General features: G+C 61.0%; 15 protein-coding genes. 9 read left to right on the top strand and 6 right to left on the bottom strand.

Annotated elements, in window-relative coordinates; translation table 11 throughout:
• Positions 1 to 331: 331 nt before the first annotated feature.
• Positions 332 to 916 carry a substrate-binding domain-containing protein gene (locus tag K225_RS21220; protein WP_238323277.1) on the top strand — a complete coding sequence of 195 codons (585 nt, stop codon included), beginning with the start codon at positions 332 to 334 and terminating at the stop codon, positions 914 to 916.
• Positions 917 to 1,576: 660 nt separating this feature from the next.
• Here K225_RS21220 and K225_RS0118360 read toward each other — a convergent pair.
• From K225_RS0118360 to K225_RS0118355, 3 genes are all read right to left on the bottom strand, one after another.
• The gene (locus K225_RS0118360; protein WP_026437720.1) at positions 1,577 to 2,092 is read right to left on the bottom strand and encodes an HAD domain-containing protein; all 516 of its coding nucleotides are present in this window, start codon (positions 2,090 to 2,092) and stop codon (positions 1,577 to 1,579) included.
• On the bottom strand, positions 2,089 to 2,622 hold the full coding sequence (locus K225_RS21965) for an HAD domain-containing protein (protein ID WP_081679736.1): 534 nt from the start codon (positions 2,620 to 2,622) through the stop codon (positions 2,089 to 2,091). The genes K225_RS0118360 and K225_RS21965 overlap by 4 nt, the downstream gene beginning before the upstream one ends.
• 528 nt (positions 2,623 to 3,150) lie before the next feature.
• Positions 3,151 to 4,316, bottom strand: a protein-coding gene (locus tag K225_RS0118355) for an IS3 family transposase (protein WP_155885308.1) whose coding sequence is annotated in 2 segments (ribosomal slippage) — positions 3,151 to 4,043 and positions 4,043 to 4,316 — 1,167 coding nt in all. Because the reading frame shifts where the segments join, the coding sequence is not laid out codon by codon here.
• Between the two features lie 978 nt (positions 4,317 to 5,294).
• Here K225_RS0118355 and purL point away from each other — a divergent pair.
• Together purL and purF are read left to right on the top strand one after the other, a co-directional pair.
• Positions 5,295 to 9,305, top strand: coding sequence for a phosphoribosylformylglycinamidine synthase (gene purL, locus K225_RS0118345; protein ID WP_026437717.1), 4,011 nt, complete (start codon positions 5,295 to 5,297; stop codon positions 9,303 to 9,305).
• A gap of 195 nt (positions 9,306 to 9,500) precedes the next feature.
• Complete coding sequence (purF, locus tag K225_RS0118340; protein WP_026437716.1) at positions 9,501 to 10,997, top strand: amidophosphoribosyltransferase; 1,497 nt, start codon at positions 9,501 to 9,503, stop codon at positions 10,995 to 10,997.
• 415 nt (positions 10,998 to 11,412) lie between these two features.
• Here the strand turns inward: purF and K225_RS21215 are convergent, their stop codons facing one another.
• Positions 11,413 to 12,369 (bottom strand): WYL domain-containing protein, encoded by a 957-nt coding sequence (locus tag K225_RS21215; protein WP_034713353.1) that lies wholly within the window; start codon positions 12,367 to 12,369, stop codon positions 11,413 to 11,415.
• 137 nt (positions 12,370 to 12,506) lie between these two features.
• Here K225_RS21215 and K225_RS0118330 point away from each other — a divergent pair, with 137 nt between their 5' ends.
• From K225_RS0118330 to K225_RS0118305, 6 genes are read left to right on the top strand one after another with little or no spacing between them, the layout of a single operon-like run.
• Positions 12,507 to 12,809 (top strand): hypothetical protein, encoded by a 303-nt coding sequence (locus K225_RS0118330; protein ID WP_026437715.1) that lies wholly within the window; start codon positions 12,507 to 12,509, stop codon positions 12,807 to 12,809.
• Positions 12,810 to 12,853: 44 nt separating this feature from the next.
• Positions 12,854 to 13,750, top strand: a complete 897-nt coding sequence (locus tag K225_RS0118325) for an AAA family ATPase (RefSeq protein ID WP_026437714.1) — start codon at positions 12,854 to 12,856, stop codon at positions 13,748 to 13,750.
• Positions 13,747 to 14,232, top strand: a complete 486-nt coding sequence (locus K225_RS0118320; RefSeq protein WP_026437713.1) for a hypothetical protein — start codon at positions 13,747 to 13,749, stop codon at positions 14,230 to 14,232. Before K225_RS0118325 ends, K225_RS0118320 begins: the two co-directional genes overlap by 4 nt.
• Positions 14,229 to 14,729: a hypothetical protein gene (locus K225_RS0118315; RefSeq protein WP_026437712.1), complete on the top strand. Its 501-nt coding sequence runs from the start codon at positions 14,229 to 14,231 to the stop codon at positions 14,727 to 14,729. Before K225_RS0118320 ends, K225_RS0118315 begins: the two co-directional genes overlap by 4 nt.
• A complete protein-coding gene (locus K225_RS0118310; protein ID WP_034713347.1) occupies positions 14,726 to 15,628 on the top strand; it encodes a CBASS oligonucleotide cyclase in 903 nt (300 codons plus the stop codon). The genes K225_RS0118315 and K225_RS0118310 overlap by 4 nt, the downstream gene beginning before the upstream one ends.
• Before the next feature lie 29 nt (positions 15,629 to 15,657).
• Positions 15,658 to 16,086, top strand: a complete 429-nt coding sequence (locus K225_RS0118305) for a hypothetical protein (protein WP_026437710.1) — start codon at positions 15,658 to 15,660, stop codon at positions 16,084 to 16,086.
• A 77-nt stretch (positions 16,087 to 16,163) separates the two neighbouring features.
• Here the strand turns inward: K225_RS0118305 and istB are convergent, their stop codons facing one another.
• Positions 16,164 to 16,979, bottom strand: a complete 816-nt coding sequence (gene istB / locus K225_RS0118300) for an IS21-like element helper ATPase IstB (protein WP_026437709.1) — start codon at positions 16,977 to 16,979, stop codon at positions 16,164 to 16,166.
• On the bottom strand, positions 16,972 to 18,495 hold the full coding sequence (gene istA / locus K225_RS0118295; RefSeq protein WP_034713351.1) for an IS21 family transposase: 1,524 nt from the start codon (positions 18,493 to 18,495) through the stop codon (positions 16,972 to 16,974). Before istA ends, istB begins: the two co-directional genes overlap by 8 nt.
• Between the last annotated feature and the right edge of the window lie 114 nt (positions 18,496 to 18,609).

Genomic DNA, 18,609 nt, shown 5'->3' with positions numbered 1-18,609 from the left:
TTTGCTCTGCCGAGCCGGTGGCCACCCCGGGGGAATTTGACTGCAGTTGCTCCAGCCAGCGCTGGTGGTAGCTCCTGACCGTCTTGCGGTCGATACCCGTGATGCGGGCGATCTCGCGTTGCGATGTGTTGCGCTCCAGCAGTGTCTCTATGGTGGCGCGTTGGTTGGACTTCAAGACATTCACTCCTTGGCCTTCCCTCAGGGAAGACCGGATCAATGTCCTGCCAACAGGTGCCGACGACGCCGGCGTTAAACCCCTATCCCCGATCAGTTCAGGTGGGGGAGTTTGAGGTGGCCATAGACGGGGGAATTTGGGTGGCCATCAGGGCTGGTGCCAACCGCACCGCTGATTGGCAGCTTGCGCGCGCTGAGTGAAACCTTTCCCGATCTCCCGGTGCATTTTTCGACTGAAGGGCTGGGCGGTTCATTACGGCGGCTTCGCAGTGGTTCGGCAGCCATTGCCCTGTGCTTGCTGCTGCCTGGCGTCCCTGATGACATTGCTGCCTATCCGTTGCTGCGCGCTCGAATGCATGCGGTCGTTGCGCCTGGCCACCCTCTTGCTTTGTTAGGACGTCCGGCGACAGAGAGCGATCTCGCTCCGTATGTCCAATTGGTCCTGTCGGATCCGGTCGACCCGGACAGCGCAAATTACGGGGTGGCCGGCACTAGACTTTGGCGATTTGTCGATCTCGGTCGTCGATTCGATTTTCTTTTGGCGGGATTCGGTTGGTGCCGCATGCCTGATCACCTCGTGGCGCCAATGATCGCCGCCGGGGAGCTCACCGCGATCGAGGTTCACGAAGATCCCACTCCGCCCGAAGGACTGATCATCTACGCGGCACACAGGCGTGATCGTGTGCTTGGCTTTGCGGGACGATGGTTACTCGATGAGTTGCGTCGAAGCCTCGTCTCGTGATGAAACCCGCTACGCAGAGAAAGGAGCATCTAGCTACGTTCCTTGTATGTGCGTTGTATGTGGGGCGGCTTGAAACCTCAGTCCGATGACGCAGCACACAAGCTCACTCTTGCTACATCCCAGATCAAAGGCCATTTTCCGAACGAAGTCGTCAAACTCCCTGTCCAAGTAGGCAGTCCGAAGCACCCGTTCATTGCTCGCACGTTCGTCCAAGTCGGTGCCTTTCACTACGCTCAGTGACTCTATGGCCACCGTGCCAGTCATGACTGATTGCAATGCCGCCTGGAGTAACTGACGAAGCAACTCAGCTCCCACGGCATGTTGCTGCATGCAGAGTCTGGCAATTTCCAGATCCACCGCGCGATCTATATAGAAGCTGCGGTTCTCTTGCATATTTCAGATAGTTCAGGAGGCTAGGCATCAAAGCCCTTTGACCTCGACGATCTGAAGCAACCTGGCAGCCGCCCCTCGCGGACGCTTGCCAGCGGTAGGCGACTCCCATCTTCGAAACGTCGAGACACTGACGTTCATCACCGCTGCGAACGCTGCCTGGCTCATCCCTATATTCTTCCTGACAAGCGCGACGCGCTCTGGCGGATAGTCAGGGGGCCTTTCAAAGACGCCTGGAGGAAAATCATCTTTCATCTGGGCACTTCCTGGCTACGGCGCCTTGAGCAGAGCAGCATGGATTATGGGCAAGTGACCCACGTGAAGACCGACGTCAACTCTACAAAGGATGACCCTCTTACTCTTGTCGTGAATGGACTTGCGCAGGCCGGTACCTGAGATCTCATCATCAAGGATGACGTATGGCTCTCCTCGATGGTTGACGGCCAGCCACCTGTCAATTGCTTGTGCACGAGTCTCCCCTCGATTTTGGGGGGCTTCCCAACAATCATGAAGACTGTTGGAAAGAACATCGAGCTCCGTTTGTCTAAAGATGTGCTCGAACCCGTCCCGCCCCAAGAACCGCAGCCAGCTCGTCGTGATGACTACGCGTGCGTGATGCATTGCAATGGCTTCCTTCAAGGTCGTCATCGCCGGCTCGTGAAAAAGGCGCTTCCAGAAACCAGGCGGCGAATCTGCTGAGATCGCGTCGAAGCCCCCCACGTCTTCCGGACGATTCAAGACAATCACTTCGTCGAAGTCCAACATGATGATGGGCCGCAGGCTCATGGTTGGGTCCCTTGGATGCCGCTCAATGCTTCATGACATCTTGCGAGCTTGGTTGCGAGTTCCGCCTGTACGTTGAAATCTGAAAGCCCCGTGGTTCCGTCGCATGCGACTAGGTGTTCCCGAGCCCAGTGCGGCCAGTCAGACACGTCGTCGTCAAGAGCAAGCCATTGGCGAGGCTTTCTGCGTTGGACATCTTCCCAAACCTGCAGCCCCCTGGCGGTGTCTCGAAATACTGAGAGCGAGGCCGGGTCAGCACCGTGGATGCGACGGTGATAAGTCCCTCCGATGAATCGTGATCCAAGCGAGGAGGGCAGACGTTCCAGCGTCTTCGCATATCCAGGGCGAATGCACCAAGTGCTGCTCAGGACCAACGCTACATCCGGGTACGGTCGAAGAATCCCCTCGAGAATGGGTATCCATTCAAACAAGACGCGCCCCGTCTGTATCGGGCTCATGTAGATGCCTCGCTTGGGGTGATAGAGCACCGCTTCATGCTGAACGACGCCATCGAGATCGAGATAAAGCACCACGTCTGCGCTCTGCGGCGTTGAAGCAGGAACGTACGGCCTCTTGGAGTCATGGCTGCTCAACTAGCACTCTTTCATCAGGGGCCTACTCCCGTTCGCGCATCTTGGTGCTCGCAGTAGCCATTCCATTTGCATCTAAACCTCTCAGTGTGCATAGGCGCGAGGCGAATCGAGCGATGTCTCGTCGCGGCACCGGCGTGCCGAAGGCGTGACCGAATGGCACATAGCCGTGTTCCGCTGGGCTTGTTCGTCATGAGCCTTGCCCTTCCAGTCGCCGCTCAGTTCAGTCTCAGCGTCCAATGAACATATCGTATACGATATGAAGGCATTGAATGTGGGATTTGGACAATTGCTGAGTGACCTCGGCTCGCATGCCCAAGCAAGCTGCGTTGGGCGTGCGGAGTGGCTCAAAGAGTGTCGTGATCAGGAAGCGAGGAGGCGGTCTATGGAGCAGACGTGGGTACGGGCGGCGGTACTGGAAGTGTCGTGGTCAAGTCTTTTCGGACAGTCCGATAGGGGATTTTTGTAAATTCAGTGATTCGCAAGGAATTGATGCTCGTACTGAGCCGGTGAACGGTATCCCAGCGTGGAGTGCAGTCGGGTGGCGTTGTAGAAGCCCACTATGTAGTCAGCAATGTCCACCTGAGCTTCACCATGGTTGGCATAGTCGCGCTGCCAGACCCGCTCCATCTTGAGGTTCAAGAAGAAGCGCTCCATCACCGCGTTATCCCAGCAATTGCCTTTTCGGCTCATGCTGCAAACCAGTCCGTGGCGTGCCAACAAGGCCGTATGGTCTTGACTTGCGTACTGGCTACCGCGGTCTGAATGCACCACTAGACCCGGCAGTGGCTGGCGGCTTGCAATGGCCATGCCGAGCGCTGTGCACACCAGCTGGGCAGGCATGCTCGGCGCCATGGACCAACCCACAATCCGGCGCGAGAACAAATCCAGCACCACAGCCAGGTACAACCAACCACTGCGCGTGCGTATGTAGGTAATGTCGCCAACCCAGGCTCGATTGGGCGCTTGGGGATTGAACTGGCGCGCCAGCACATTGGCTGCCACGGGCAGCGCGTGACGGCTGTCTGTGGTGTGCATGAACTTGCGTCGCCAACGCGCTCGCAGCCCATTGCTGCGCATCAGCGTACGCGCCCGCTGGCGCCCTACAGCCAAGCCCTGCACCTTCAGCGCCGCGCTCAGGCGCCTGCTGCCGTAGCTTTGTCCACTGGCCTCAAACGCCGCCTTGGCCTGGACGCTGAGGGCGCAAACGGACTTGGGATGGAGACGCCGTTGCCGGGCTGCATACAGGCCTGAGCGACTCACTCCCAGAACCCTGCACCATTGACTGACCGTGGCCTTCTTCGCATGCGTCGTGGCGTTTACCAGATGCTGCATCATTTCATTTCCCGGGCGAAGAAGGCCGACGCTTTTTTTAACAGGTCGTTGTCCGATTTGAGCTGCCGATTCTCTGCTTCGAGCTGCCGAATGCGCTGCTGCTCGGCTGTCAGGGGCTTGCCTATGCCCGGGCGGCCAGCCGTCTCAGCATCGAGCTGGGTCAGCCAGCGGCGCACTGCGCTATCGACCAAGTTCATGTCTTTGCAGACTTGGCCAATGCTCAGGCCCTGCTGCCTAATCATCTTCACTACTTGCAGCTTGAAGGCGGCGTCAAACGCTCTGCGTGGTTTTTTGTCGTTCATGTTCGTCCTGTCCTCTGAGGCTAATGGCCCCTATCGAGGTGTCCGAAATTATTGGACCATGACAAAGTGCCGCAAATCTATCTGACGGAGTGGTCCGCGTTCATCTGCGGATGGTCCAATGAGGCCAAGCCTTTTTCCACGCACTTGGTCGGACATCGTGCGGCCACTGGTAAGTCACGTGCCAGTTCAGCAGTCCTGATATATGACCCACTGTCGCGTCGAGCTGTGACGGCGAGTGGAAAGGTGTACGAACTTGTCGGCCCTGCCAACCCCCAGTCTGATGCAATCTACATGCGGTCAGAGTGGTTCTCGGTCAACGGCGGAAGGTATGTGCGTGATGCAACGAATGACTTCGCTGTCTAGATGAGGCCAAAGGGAATACGTCTCTCAAGTCAATGTTGTCGATGATGTTCCAAGGGAGTTCCGGGGACGCCGTCCCTGATATCGGAGTACCCGCCTGCAGGTGCGGCGGGGGCCAGCAGTGCCCCGCTGAGTTGCTCAAGCCATCTATTTGCATGGCAAATGTCACGTGCGGTCGGCGAGTCGCGTGAACGGCTCGACCTGATGCACGTGCCAGTCACTAGCGGGAAGTACGTAAATAGCGGATTCTTGGTGCGCGCGATGTCCAAGGCGGCGAGCCAATTTGCGCGCGGGACAGGTGTTGCGGAGCCTCCAGTTGTATTCGTAGACGGCAGACCAAGCGCGCGGCAAGCCTCTCCCGCAAGTCTGCCGATCTTCAGAGTGCTTGCGCCCTGCTACATCCGCAGCGTGAAATAGTTTCTACTTCGGAGGCCAGGAGGGGGCACCTACATGCCTATGGTGCATGCCTCGTCTTTGGAGGTGATGCTCAGGTGCACACGATTGTCCCTTCGACCCCTGTGGCGCAAGGCATCGAGGGCGATGACTCTATAGGTCGCGCGCATAAAATCTCGACTCCGCCCGCGCCTCCCCCGGGTCTACGCACCTCAGGCTCCCAACGTGTCCCTGCACCTGCGCTTTTTTGAAGGCGGCAACGCCGTCAGCGACTTCAAAGTCCAGCAGCTCCTGCCCCGTCTCGCGGGCATTTCCGACAAGATCACCGGCCTCTCGGCCCGCTTCGTGCACCTCGCGAGCTTCGACGGCGAGCCCGACGCGGCGACGCTGCGGCGCGTGGGCGAGCTGCTGACCTACGGTGAACCCAGCACCCCGGCCCACCTGAAGCTGGAAGAGGCCGGCGCGCCAGCCCTGCTGGTGATGCCTCGCCTGGGTACGGTCTCGCCCTGGGCGTCCAAGGCCACCGACATCGCCCACAACTGCGGCCTGGCGCTGCACCGGGTGGAGCGCCTGGTCGAGTACCGCGTCGACCTCAAGTCCGGCCTGCTGGGCAAGAAGGCCAGCCTGTCGGACGACCAGTTGCGCGCTGTCGCCGATCTGCTGCACGACCGCATGACGGAAAACGTCTCGTTCGACCGCAGCCAGGCGCAGGCCCTGTTCACCGAACTGCACGCCTCGCCGATGGAGCAGGTGGACGTGCTCGGTGGCGGGCGCTCCGCGCTGGAGCGCGCCAACACCGACTGGGGCCTGGCCCTGGCCGACGACGAGATCGATTACCTCGTGACCGCGTTCACCGGCCTGAAGCGCAACCCGACCGACGTCGAACTGATGATGTTCGCGCAGGCCAACAGCGAGCACTGCCGCCACAAGATCTTCAACGCGCAGTTCACCATCGACGGCGTGGCGCAGGACAAGAGCCTGTTCGGCATGATCCGTCACACCCACCAGCTGGCGCCGCAGCACACCGTGGTCGCCTACTCGGACAACGCCTCCATCATGGAAGGCAGCGTGGTCGAGCGCTTCGTGGCCCGTGCCGGCGGTGAGGCTTCGCCGGCCTATGCGGCCGAAACCGCCACGCACCATGTGCTTATGAAGGTGGAAACGCACAACCACCCGACCGCGATTTCCCCATTTCCCGGTGCCTCCACCGGCGCGGGCGGTGAGATCCGCGACGAGGGCGCGACCGGCCGCGGCTCCAAACCCAAGGCGGGTCTCACTGGCTTCACCGTCGGCAAGCTCTGGGGTGGCCTCTCCGACCAGCCGGGCGGCAAGCCCGAGCACATCGCCAGCCCGCTGCAGATCATGACCGAGGGCCCGCTGGGCGGCGCGGCCTTCAACAACGAGTTCGGCCGGCCCAATCTGCTGGGCTACTTCCGCGAGTACGAGCTGTCGGTGGACGGCGTGCAGCGCGGTTACCACAAGCCCATCATGATCGCGGGCGGCGTCGGCGTGATCGACGCGACGCAGACGGAGAAGATCGAGTTCCCGGCCGGTTCGCTGCTGATCCAGCTTGGTGGCCCGGGCATGAAGATCGGCATGGGTGGCAGCGCGGCCAGCTCCATGGCCACCGGCACCAACGCCGCTTCGCTCGATTTCGATTCCGTGCAGCGCGGCAACCCCGAGATCGAACGCCGCGCGCAGGAGGTCATCAACCACTGCTGGCAGCAGGGCGCGAACAACCCCATCCTGGCGATCCACGACGTGGGCGCAGGCGGCCTGTCGAACGCCTTCCCCGAACTGACCAACGACGCGGGACGCGGGGCGCGCTTCGACCTGCGCGCCGTGCCGCTGGAAGAAAGTGGCCTGGCGCCCAAGGAAATCTGGTGCAACGAAAGCCAGGAGCGTTACGTGCTGGCGATCGCACCCGAGTCGCTTGAGGTGTTCAAAGGCTTCTGCGAGCGCGAGCGCTGCCCGTTTTCCGTGATCGGCGTCGCCACCGAAGAACGCCAGCTGGTGCTGGCCGATGAAGCCCAGCAGAGCCCGGTCGACATGCCGATGAACGTGCTGCTGGGCAAACCGCCCAAGATGCACCGCGACGTCCAGACCGTGGCCCGCGCGCCGGCGCCCCTGGACCTCACCGGTGTGGACCTGCAGAAAGCCGTGATCGACGTGCTGAGCCACCCGACGGTGGCCTCCAAGCGTTTCCTCATCACCATCGGTGACCGCACCGTGGGCGGACTGTCGCACCGCGACCAGATGGTCGGCCCCTGGCAGGTGCCGGTGGCGGACTGCGCCGTGACTCTGGCTGATTTCAAAGGCTTCGCGGGCGAGGCCATGAGCATGGGCGAGCGCACGCCGCTGGCCGCGCTCGACGCCGCGGCTTCTGGCCGCATGGCGGTGGCCGAGGCCATCACCAACCTGCTGGCCGCGCCGATCGAACTGCCGCGCGTGAAGCTCTCCGCCAACTGGATGGCCGCCTGTGGTGAACCGGGCGAAGACGCTGCGCTGTACGAGACCGTGAAAGCGGTCGGCATGGAGCTCTGCCCGGCGCTGGGTATTTCGATTCCCGTGGGCAAGGACAGCCTGTCCATGCGCACGCAGTGGAAAGAGGGCGGTGACACGAAGAAGGTGACCTCGCCGGTCAGCCTGATCGTGAGCGCCTTCGCCACGCTGGCCGACGTGCGCGGCACGCTCACGCCGCAGTTGAACAACGCCCTCGAAGACACCACGCTGGTGCTGATCGACCTCGGCAAGGGCCGCCACCGCATGGGCGGCAGCGTGCTGGCCCAGGTGCTGGGGCAGGGTGGTGGCGAGGCGCCGGATCTCGACGACGCCAAGGACCTGGTGAGCCTGGTCAACGGGGTCAACGCCCTGCGCGCGCAAGGCCAGATCCTGGCCTACCACGACCGAAGCGACGGTGGCCTGCTGGCCGCCGCGGCCGAGATGGCCTTTGCCGGCCACGTGGGCGTGGCGCTCAACGTGGACCTGCTGGTCACCGAAGGCGACGGCATCAGCGACAGCCGCGCCGAGATGGGCGACGCCAAGAACTGGGCCGGCCAGGTCAGCGCGCGGCGCGAGGAACTCACGCTCAAGGCGCTGTTCAGCGAAGAGTTGGGCGTGCTGCTGCAGGTCAAAACCGACGACCGCAACGCGGTGATGCAAACCCTGCGCGAACATGGGTTGAACAAACACAGCCACTTTGTCGGCAAGACATGCCCGGCCAATTCGGCAATCGAGGCGGGCAAGGGACAACTGCAGGTCTGGCGCGAAGGCAAGGCCGTGTTCTCGGCCAGCCTGTTCGACCTGCACCAGGTCTGGGACAGGGTGAGCTGGAAGATCAACCAGCAGCGCGACAACCCGGCCTGCGCCGACGCCGAACACGCGGCCGCCGGCCGGCCCGAAGACCCGGGCCTGCACACAAAGCTGAGCTTCGACCTAAACGACAACGTGGCCGCGCCGTTTCTCAATCTAACGCGGCCGCGGGTAGCTATCCTGCGCGAGCAGGGTGTGAATTCGCATGTGGAGACGGCCTATGCCTTTACCCAGGCCGGCTTCGAGGCCTACGACGTGCACATGACCGACCTGCAGACCGGCCGCGCGAAACTGGCCGACTTCAAGGGCGTGGTCGCCTGCGGCGGCTTCAGCTACGGCGACACGCTGGGTGCCGGCATCGGCTGGGCGCGCAGCATCACCTTCAACCCCGGGCTGTCGGCGCAGTTCCAGGGTTTCTTTGCGCGCACCGACACCTTCGCTCTGGGTGTCTGCAACGGCTGCCAGATGTTCGCCGAGCTGGCCGACATCATTCCCGGCGCCGAGGCCTGGCCGCGTTTCACCACCAACCAGAGCGAGCGCTTCGAGGCGCGGCTTTCGATGGTGGAGGTGCTCGAATCGCCCAGCCTGTTCCTGCAGGGCATGGCCGGCAGCCGCCTGCCGATCGCCGTCGCCCATGGCGAGGGTTATGCCAACTTCCATCATCGGGGCGACGCGACCAAGGCCATCGCCGCGATGCGCTTCACCGACAACACCGGCGCAGCCACCGAGGCCTACCCATTCAACCCCAACGGCAGTCCGGGCGGCCTGACCGCCGTGACCACGGCCGACGGCCGCTTCACGGCCATGATGCCGCACCCCGAGCGCGTGTTTCGCAACATCCAGATGAGCTGGACCGACCAGGACCCGACCGCCCCGAGCGCCTGGACGCAGATGTGGCGCAATGCTCGCCAATGGGTCGGCTGAGCAAAATCTCCCGGGGCTCCGACGCATGACCATCGAAATTCCCAAAGACGCGCGTGCCGTGGCGATCGCCTCGTTCAAGAGAGGCGGGGGCGCCTGAGGCAGGGTGGTCACGGAGCATGCCATCAAGCACTTGTTACCAGAGCCAGTGGCCCGAAATGTTGCTTAGAACGGTTTGATTTTTTGAGGGATCGAAACATGTGTGGAATCGTGGGTGTGGTCAGCAAAACGCCAGTCAACCAACTGATTTACGACGCCTTGCTGCTGCTGCAGCATCGCGGCCAGGATGCGGCCGGCATCGTCACCCAGCAGGGACGCAAGTTCTTCATGCACAAGGCCAAGGGCATGGTGCGTGACGTGTTTCGAACCCGCAACATGCGTACGCTGCCCGGCATCTGCGGACTGGGTCAGGTGCGCTATCCCACGGCGGGAAACGCCTATAGCGAAGAAGAGGCGCAGCCCTTCTACGTGAACGCGCCCTTCGGCCTGGTGCTGGTGCACAACGGCAACTTGACCAATGCGAAGGCGCTGAAGCAAGAACTGTTTCAAACTGACCACCGCCACATCAACACAGAGAGCGACTCGGAAGTGCTGCTCAACGTGCTGGCGCACGAACTGGAGAAGGTCACGCGCGGCATCACCTTGAAGCCGGCCGACGTGTTTGCCGCTGTGCGCGGCGTGCATCAGCGCGTCAAGGGTTCATACGCAGTGGTAGCGATGATCGCAGGCCACGGCCTGCTGGCCTTTCGCGATCCGTTCGGCATCCGCCCGCTGTGTGTGGGCCACAACGACCAGGGCAGTGTGATGGTCGCCAGCGAATCGGTGGCACTCGAAGGCAACGGGTTCGAGCTCGACCGCGACGTGCTGCCCGGTGAAGCGGTGTTTGTCGAAATGGAAGGCAAGGTGCACTTTCAGCAGTGCGCCGATAAGGTCAGCCACAACCCCTGCATTTTTGAGTTCGTCTATCTGGCCCGACCCGACTCGGTGCTGGACGGCATCTCGGTCTATCAGGCCAGGCTGAACATGGGTGTGACTCTGGCCAAGCGTGTGGTCTCCACCGTGCGGCCGAGTGACATCGACGTGGTCATTCCGATTCCAGAGACATCTCGCCCGAGCGCCATGGAGCTGGCCCAGTTGCTAGGACTGCCGTACCGCGAAGGCTTTGTGAAGAACCGATACGTCGGCCGCACTTTCATCATGCCGGGGCAGGGCGTTCGAAAAAAATCGGTGCGCCAGAAGCTCAACGTGATCGGCAGCGAGTTCAAGGGCCGCAACGTGCTGCTGGTGGACGACTCCATCGTGCGCGGAACCACCAGCCGGGAGATCGTGCAGATGGCGCGCGACGCCGGCGCCCGAAAGGTGTACCTGGCCAGTGCTGCGCCTCCAGTGCGATATCCGAACGTTTACGGAATCGACATGCCAACAACCGACGAATTGGTGGCGCACAACCGCACGGTGGAAGAGGTCCGCGAGAGCATCGGCTGCGATGCATTGATCTACCAGGACCTGGATGCGATGACGCAGGCCATCGGTTCGCTCAACCCCAAGCTCACCGGTTTTGACGCATCGCCTTTCGATGGCGTGTACGTAACCGGTGACATCACGCTGGAAGACATTGCGCGCTTGAATGCCGGGCGTGACGTGCACGAAGAGGGCGACGGCGACACCTCGCGTCTGGCGCTGCCCAACGCGTAGCTTGCCTGAGTGCTCCGGTTGATGATTTCGCGGAAAACCGACATGACCGCGAAACGGCGGCCGGGCGAGAGACTGGGGAGCAAAGGTAGTACGGCGAGAGCTCCGAGGCTCACTGCGACATAAGCGGTTACATGTAATTCAAGGGCGAGGTCGCCGCGCGCCGTTTTTGCCAGTGAAGAAGAAGGCTTCTCCTGCGGTCACTCGCGACCCGCCTTGACCTAGCTTCGAATCTTGCCTGGCTGCACCCGAGGGTGCGGAGGCCATAGAGCGCACCATGCTTGCTCTGGAGCATCCTGTTCCTTGTGAGGACGGCCGCGGCGGCCTGGGGCACCTCTCGCTCTGCGTGCCCCCAGATTAAGCCGTCCTTGCGGAAGACACGGTCCGTATCGAACGTGTAGTGCCGCCCGAGCTCAGGCTAAGGTGCCTCAGTTGCCTGTCCGTCAGTTCTTCGCTCCACCAGCTGGATCCTCGGAGGCTCATAACCCGGCGCGATTGTTGCGTTGGAGGATCCGTAGAGAGACAAAGGATCTTGAAGCCAAAGCGCGTACTCAAGACCTTGGAGGTGATGATCCGGGGAGCAGTCCACGTTCCATCGTCTGAGCATGTAGCCCGCGTTGGCTGAGCGGACTTTGACCGTAAAGACGCCGTCTTGCATCGGATAGTCCATTTGGACTATCTCTGGACGAGGGTGGTTTGGATGAGGCACTAGCTTCAACTCAATGATGCGGCTCCACTGGTCATCCTGGTCTGCGCGTTCTTCCCGGCCAATTGGGCTGGTTTCGAGCACCTCTACGTCTTCCATCCGCGTCGGAACGAAGTCGGTGAAGTGCTTCCTCAGACGGTCGAAGGCGCGGACATGCCAGCGAACCCCGTTGTCGACCAGCGCTAGTGGCACGATCTCTCGACGAGTCTTGCCGCTGCTCACCGAGTGGTACGCCAGTGAGACGGCTTTACCCCGGTGAATTGCACGGGTGATGGGAGCAAGGACCTCGACCGAGGGAGCGCTGAGGGTGGCGGGGAACTCGCAGGGGATGACGGGCGCGCTCATTACGTCCTGGACCAAGCTGAATCCCTGGGAGAGCGTCGCCAGCACGCGTAGCGGAGGGTGGTCAAACAGCGGCTTGAACTTCGAGCTTGGCCGGTAGAGCTTGCCCGTGCTGTCGAAATCTAGGTTGTCTGGGGCCAGACCTCGATACATAGCGATATCTCGGGTGGCGCCAGCCGGTGCGGTCTCGAACTTGGAGATAACGTCTGCTCGTCTGAGCTCGCCAAGAAAGAACAGGGTGAAGTCGATGTGCGACAGCCGCTCTCGTTGTACTCGGGTCAGGGCCTCTAAGGACGGCGCCGTGTTTGGGCTGGTCTGGGATTCCATCCACGAATGATACCTATCTCGCCGCTCGAACCTCATCGCAAAAACCCTTTGACCTAATCATAATGACTATGTATAGTAATCACACCGTCTAAAACTGGCATCGTGGTGATGTGAGTGAGGCGGGTTTACAGGGGCCGATGGTGCTTGATCTGTTTGTTAACTACTTCTATCAGCGTGGGCGGCTGCGGGGCGCGGGCCAATTTCTGACCAACGTGGCGGTGTGCTGGTGCATGTTTGGCTTCGTCGGGCACGTCATCACCGCCGTGCCGGCCGCAATGCAGCGCCGCCCGGCATTGACGCTGGCTGAGGTGTTGCCCAGCGTGACGACCTGGTGGGTTCCCGAGCACCCGATCTCATTCGTCCTTGTCATCGGGTTGGGACTGCTGGGCTTCTTCCTTTCGCTCAAAGGGAAGCAGCTTGACCGCTTCCTGAACGCATAAACGGCCCGGCGCGGACCGCCTCCTTCGAACTGCGAAACACCTTGATGTCGAACCATTCCGAAGCTCCCAAGGGCATCCACCGTATCGTCAAGCTGCCTGATAGGGGCCTGGCAGATCTGTGGAACTCGATCGTTGTCGACGACGGCATCAAATCTCGCCTCGTCTCGCAAGCGATCGTCAACTTCACCGTCCGTCCGAAGGTCAAGCGTACCGTGCTACCGCTGCACGGCGCCATCCTGCTCGTCGGGCCGCCGGGGACGGGCAAGACCTCGCTGGCGCGAGGCTTGGCAAACGAGGTAGCCGCGCTGATGTCGAAGGCGGGCTTCACGCTGCTGGAGGTTGACCCTCACGCACTCGGAAGCGCCATGATGGGCAAGACGCAGAAGGCGGTTTCTGAGCTGTTCTCGCAGACGATCGCTGAAGCGGCAATGCGCGGCCCGACCATCGTCCTGCTGGACGAAGTCGAAACTCTGGCGGTCGACCGCTCAAAGCTCAGCATGGACGCCAACCCGGTCGATGTCATGCGAGCTACCGACGCGGTCCTCGTTCAGCTGGACGCCCTGGCAGAGCAGTTCAACAACATCCTGTTCATCGCGACCAGCAATTTCCCTCAGGCAATAGATGCTGCGTTCACCTCGCGCTGCGATCTGGTGCTCGAGGTTCCGCTCCCCAACCGTGATGCCTGTGAGCAGATCCTGACCGAATGCCTGACGGAACTGGGCGAGATTTTCAAGGGCATCGAAAAGCTGCCTCACGAGGCCGGCTTCAAGCGGTTGGTCGCTGACACGGTTGGCTTGGACGGTCGAACGATTCGCAAGGTTGTAGCCAACGCGCTCGCTTCGCGCAAAGAAGTGGCGGTGGCCCCCGCGAAGCTGACCCTGGCCGATATTCAGTCAGCTGTAGCCCTCGCCAAGGCCGCGCGCCCGAAAGGTAAGCAATGAGCAACGCTACTGTGGTGAAGCGCGTGGTCCGCGGATCACCGCACAGAGACTCCGTCGAGACATGGGACTTCGTCGTCGACTTGCTGACCCAGGGGAAATCCGGAGCCAAGCGAGACGAGCTGCTGTCCGTCGCCGGCATCGCCAGCTCCATCCTCACGGACATGGCGCCCAAGGATGCCGCCATCGTCGTCGAGTGCAAAGGCCCGCGAACGCGCATCTATTGTCTGTACAACGAGGACGCCATCGACGGCAGCGACGCCAAAGAGGACTCGCTGGGGTTCGACCCCTTGGAGGGCGAGTGGTTCATCTCGCTGCCGTGTCCGAAGGACGATCTGGCCTGGGTCGAACGCGCGCTGAAGGCAAAGAGCACGCGCATCACCGCTCGTGACATGGCTTCTAAGCTGGGCTCGGACTCCACAGAGGACTCCAAGAAGGCAGCCGCCGACTTTTCCTTCGACGCCAGCGAGTTCCTGAAGTCATGACTACCGTTGCCGTTCATTCCTATGCGCACTCGGTCAGCTACGTTACCGACAACATCCTGAAGAGCTTCAAGGACGTGCTTGTCCATAGCGGCCTTGATCCACAGAAGCTGGCTGGTGACCACAAGGTCCTACATGCCGGCATCAAGCGGTGGATCGAGACCGAGTACCTTGAGTCTGTGACTCTTGAGATTTACCACCCCAAGACCGACGCCCTCATCCGGCGCTGGGATATTGCGGTCTCTTATGCATGGTCTTCAGACGCAGGCAACTTCTGGGTCGATACCGACGCGATTCGCTACGCCATCCAGAAGCTGGGACTGCATCCGGCCGAGGCTCTGTACAGGGTCGTGGTGAAGAACAAGTCGGGACGGCCTGACGTTGAAGGGTGGTCCGCCACCGACTTCAGGTCAACCGACGGCATGGTGCGTCAGGGCATCGGTACTGGCGTTGAGCACAACGGCCTGAGCGCAAACATGAGCTACTGGAGACCAAAATGACTCTCACGGTGAATGAAGCATTCCGCAAGTTCAAGAGCCGCCTGGAGCTGAACCAGAAGGAGCAAGACAACGCGTCGGCCAAGCACACAGAGGTACGGGACTATTTGCACACCAAGTTCGCCATAGAAGGCGACTTCTTGACGGGGTCGTACAAGAGACACACGAAGACCAAGCCACTCAAGGACATCGACATCTTCTTTCCGATGAAGCAGACCGAGCGGCACTACCACGATAAGGCTGCTGGCGTCGTGCTTGATGACTACAAGGCGGCGCTGGTCGCGAAGTATGGCGAGAAGGCTGTTCGCAGGCAGAGCCGCTCCATCAACGTCGACTTCGGCGTTGAGATCAAGGACGAAGACAAGACCGACTACAAGGTGTTGAGCATCGATGTCGTACCTGCATTCGCCTGCGGCGACAACTACGAGATCCCGGATGGTGACACTGGCAAGTGGATCAAGACCAACCCCAAGATTCACGCGCAGAAGGCAGTAGACGCTCACCAGGCCTACTCCAGCGAGTGGAAGGGGCTAGTGAGGATGGTGAAGTATTGGAACAACAATCCGAAGCATGGTGAGAAGCCGGTGAAGCCTTCGTTCCTCATCGAGGTGATGGCGCTCGAGTGCCTGCACGGCGGCTGGGGAGGGCAGTTCGACCGAGAGATTCAGTCCTTCTTTGCCACTCTTGCAGACCGCATCGGCGACACGTGGGAAGACCCGGCGAAGCTTGGTCCGCCCATCAGTGGGTCGATGGACGCTGCCCGCGTCGAGCGGGCGAAAAAGCTGCTGACGGCTGCAGCAAGGGCGGCCGACCATGCCATCCATCTTGTCCGACAAGGTAAGAACGGAGAGGCGCTGCGTGCTTGGCGAGACCTGTTCGGCCCGATGTTCCCGCTCACCTGAGCATTACTTAATCAAATGCTTGAAGACAGATGACACAGGCAGTCAACACAACTCGATACGGTCATGCCTTCCAAGCGCGCATCTTCTGGACCTATGCGGCCAAGCTGTTGAGCTCCACTACAGCCGTCCGTCGAGTGGGCTTTGAGTCTGGTCCCCGAGGCTTTGATGACGTTTGGGTGGAGTACGACCCGAGTCGGGGGCCGCTGGATCAGTTTGGCCGGCGGCTGCAGGTGGAACGGTTCCAGTGCAAATGGCATGTAGGCAACGGCACGTTCACGCATGTGGACCTCACGGACCCCAAGTACTCCGGTGCCACGACAACGTCGCTGCTGCAGCGTGCTCGAGATGCCCACCTGTCTGACGAGTCCGGAGGCTTTGCTTCACGCATCCGACTCATGACCAACCACCGCGTTCATCTGGACGATGTTCTCCACATGTTGGCGCCGATTGAATCTTGACAGTGTGTGCCGATCCAACATTGATAGGGGGCGTATAGCCAGCGTTGGTTAGGCTGGCTGTGGATAACTATAGCCTCCTACTGGGCTTGCACCTCCAGACTGGTCTCGATCTTTCTGTTCAATTCCCTGGATTTGATCTTTCCTTTTGCCTCCTTGGAGCTGTGGCGGAAGCGGTAGGACTCATTGCCGGTCTCAACGATGTGGCAGTGATGGGTGAGCCGGTCCAGAAGGGCCGTGGTCATCTTGGCATCACCGAAGACAGCAGACCACTCCGCGAACGTCAGGTTGGTGGTGATCAGAACGCTGGTGTGCTCGTAGAGCTTGGACAGCAGATGGAACAGCAATGCTCCACCGGCCTGGCTGAATGGCAGGTATCCAAGTTCATCCAGAATGACCAGGTCCATGCGCATCAAGCTCATGGCTATGCGCCCCGGATTTCCCTTGGCCTTCTCTTGCTCCAACGCATTGACCAGATCCACCGTCGAGTAGAACCGCACACGTTTGGAATGGTGCGTCAGCCCATTGATTCCCAGCGCCGTTGCCAAGTGGGTTTTGCCGGTGCCAGGACCACCAATCAGGACAACGTTCTGGGCATCGTCGGTGAAGCTCAGGTCCGCCAGCCTCTTGATCAGCACCTTATCCACGGGTGAGACCTCGAAGTCGAAGCCAGCAAGATCCCGGTGAATCGGGAAGCGTGCTGCTTTCATCTGGTGGGCAATAGAGCGCATGTGCCGATCCACGTCCTCCGCTTGAAGCAGGTGCTCGATCAGCCAGCGCGAAGTCTGAATCGTGGAGCCGCCATCCTGCTCCATAAGGTCAGCCCAGGCGCTGGCCATGCCATTCAGGCGCAGGGCCTTGAGTTCGCTTTGCACGTCGCGTTGGTAATCAGGCATGGAGGGCTCCTTGATCATCGTTATGGGTGGGGCGCAGACGGTCGTAGCGTGCCGTATCTGCTGTGGGCAAGTGGGTGAGTTGCAGTGAGGTCTGTGCGTATTCCGGCAAGGGCGGCGCATTGAGCCGTGCCAGTACATTGCGTACATGCTCGGCACTGACACTGCCGTTGGGCGTGGCCCCTTCGAGCACCAGATCAACCGCCACCAACACGGCATCCAGGCCCGCCTGCGGCACGCTGGCCAGCACCTGTGCCATGGTGCGGTCCCCGCCGGGGTGCCTCAGAAGAGATTTGCGCAAGCGCTGCAAGGGCTCAGGCAAATCCAGGAACGGTGCGCCGTTGCGCAGTGCCCCGGGCTTGCGCTGCACCAAATCAATGTAGTGCTGCCAGTCATAGGTGACTTGGCCACTGCCCGGCGTGCGGGCATGGCTGGCAATGATGGTTTGCGCGCAGGCAATGTCCACCCGGTTGGGGTACAGACGCGTGCTGACCAGGTGCCCTGCCCATTCGCAAGGAACGGAGTAGCGGTTGCGCGCCACCGCCACCAGACAGGTGCTGCTCACCCTTGCGGGCTTCTCCACGTAGCCATCAAAGAGCACAGGCATGGACATAAGGTGGGGGCGCTCCAAGTCCAGCATCTCTGCCACCGTGAACTGCTTGTGGATTGGATGCACGGTGTCTGCCCACACTGAGCGGCAACGCTCGCCCAACCAGACATTGAGTTCGGCAAACGATCCGAAGCGCCTGCTGGCGGCCTCGATCCAGATCCGCCTGCGACTGTCCTGCACGTTCTTCTCCACCACGCCCTTCTCCCAGCCCGAGGCGACGTTGCAGAAGTCCGGATCAAACAGGTAGTGGCTGCACATGGCCGAGAAGCGTGCGTTGACGATGCGCCCCTTGCCCTTCTTGACCTTGTCCACCGCCGTCTTCATGTTGTCGTAGATGCCGCGCCTGGCAACGCCACCCAATGCCTGGAAGGAGCGGGTATGGGCATCGAACAGCATCTCATGGCCCTGCCCAGGGTAGGCCACCAGCCAGAAGGCACGACTGGCGCACAGCTTCAGATGGGCCACTTGCAGTTTGTAGAACACGCCGCCAACCAGCAATCCCTCCTCGCTCCAGTCGAACTGGAAGGCCTCACCCAGCTCGAAACTCAGGGGCACAAAGGCCCTGACGGGATCCTTGGCGCTCTCCACTCGCCAAGCGCGAATGAAGTCGGTCACGGCGCTGTAGCCGCCGCGGTATCCCTGAGCCTGAATCTGTGCAAACAGTGCCTTGCCACTGCGCCTTGCGCTCTTGGCCCGGTGAGCATCCGTGCGCAGGGCTTGCTCGAGCACCGGCACAAATGGCGTGAGCTTGCCATCGGCCTTCTTGCGCTCGTATTTCGGGGTTATGTCGCCGGGAGCCTTGAGCCACTTCTTGACAGTGTTTCTGGCCAGTCCCGTTCGTCTGCAAATCTCTCCATCAGAGAGTTGGTCGCGCCACTTCATGCGCCTGACCTTGCCAATCATGTCCATGGTGATCACCTCTTACATCCCTGCTGAAAAATTCAGCAGAGCAGTGGAACACCCCTGTCAATTTTGGATCGGCACTATCCCTTTCAGGCTGTCAATTTTCGGTCGGCGGCAACA

The organism is Acidovorax sp. JHL-9 (assembly GCF_000426205.1).
Classification (GTDB): Bacteria; Pseudomonadota; Gammaproteobacteria; order Burkholderiales; family Burkholderiaceae_C; genus Acidovorax; species Acidovorax soli.
Note: the sequence above shows the minus strand (reverse complement) of the source record. Positions and strands in the feature narration are given on the sequence as shown.

Bases quoted from the DNA above. Each gene is read 5' to 3' on its own strand.
- K225_RS0118325 (WP_026437714.1), top strand. From the start codon at position 12,854: ATGTCGAACCATTCCGAAGCTCCCAAGGGCATCCACCGTATCGTCAAG.
- K225_RS0118320 (WP_026437713.1), top strand. From the start codon at position 13,747: ATGAGCAACGCTACTGTGGTGAAGCGCGTGGTCCGCGGATCACCGCAC.
- K225_RS0118310 (WP_034713347.1), top strand. From the start codon at position 14,726: ATGACTCTCACGGTGAATGAAGCATTCCGCAAGTTCAAGAGCCGCCTG.
- K225_RS0118315 (WP_026437712.1), top strand. From the start codon at position 14,229: ATGACTACCGTTGCCGTTCATTCCTATGCGCACTCGGTCAGCTACGTT.
- istA (WP_034713351.1), bottom strand. From the start codon at position 18,495: ATGGACATGATTGGCAAGGTCAGGCGCATGAAGTGGCGCGACCAACTC.
- K225_RS21215 (WP_034713353.1), bottom strand. From the start codon at position 12,369: ATGGAATCCCAGACCAGCCCAAACACGGCGCCGTCCTTAGAGGCCCTG.
- K225_RS0118330 (WP_026437715.1), top strand. From the start codon at position 12,507: ATGGTGCTTGATCTGTTTGTTAACTACTTCTATCAGCGTGGGCGGCTG.
- K225_RS0118305 (WP_026437710.1), top strand. From the start codon at position 15,658: ATGACACAGGCAGTCAACACAACTCGATACGGTCATGCCTTCCAAGCG.
- K225_RS0118360 (WP_026437720.1), bottom strand. From the start codon at position 2,092: ATGAGCCTGCGGCCCATCATCATGTTGGACTTCGACGAAGTGATTGTC.
- purF (WP_026437716.1), top strand. From the start codon at position 9,501: ATGTGTGGAATCGTGGGTGTGGTCAGCAAAACGCCAGTCAACCAACTG.
- istB (WP_026437709.1), bottom strand. From the start codon at position 16,979: ATGCCTGATTACCAACGCGACGTGCAAAGCGAACTCAAGGCCCTGCGC.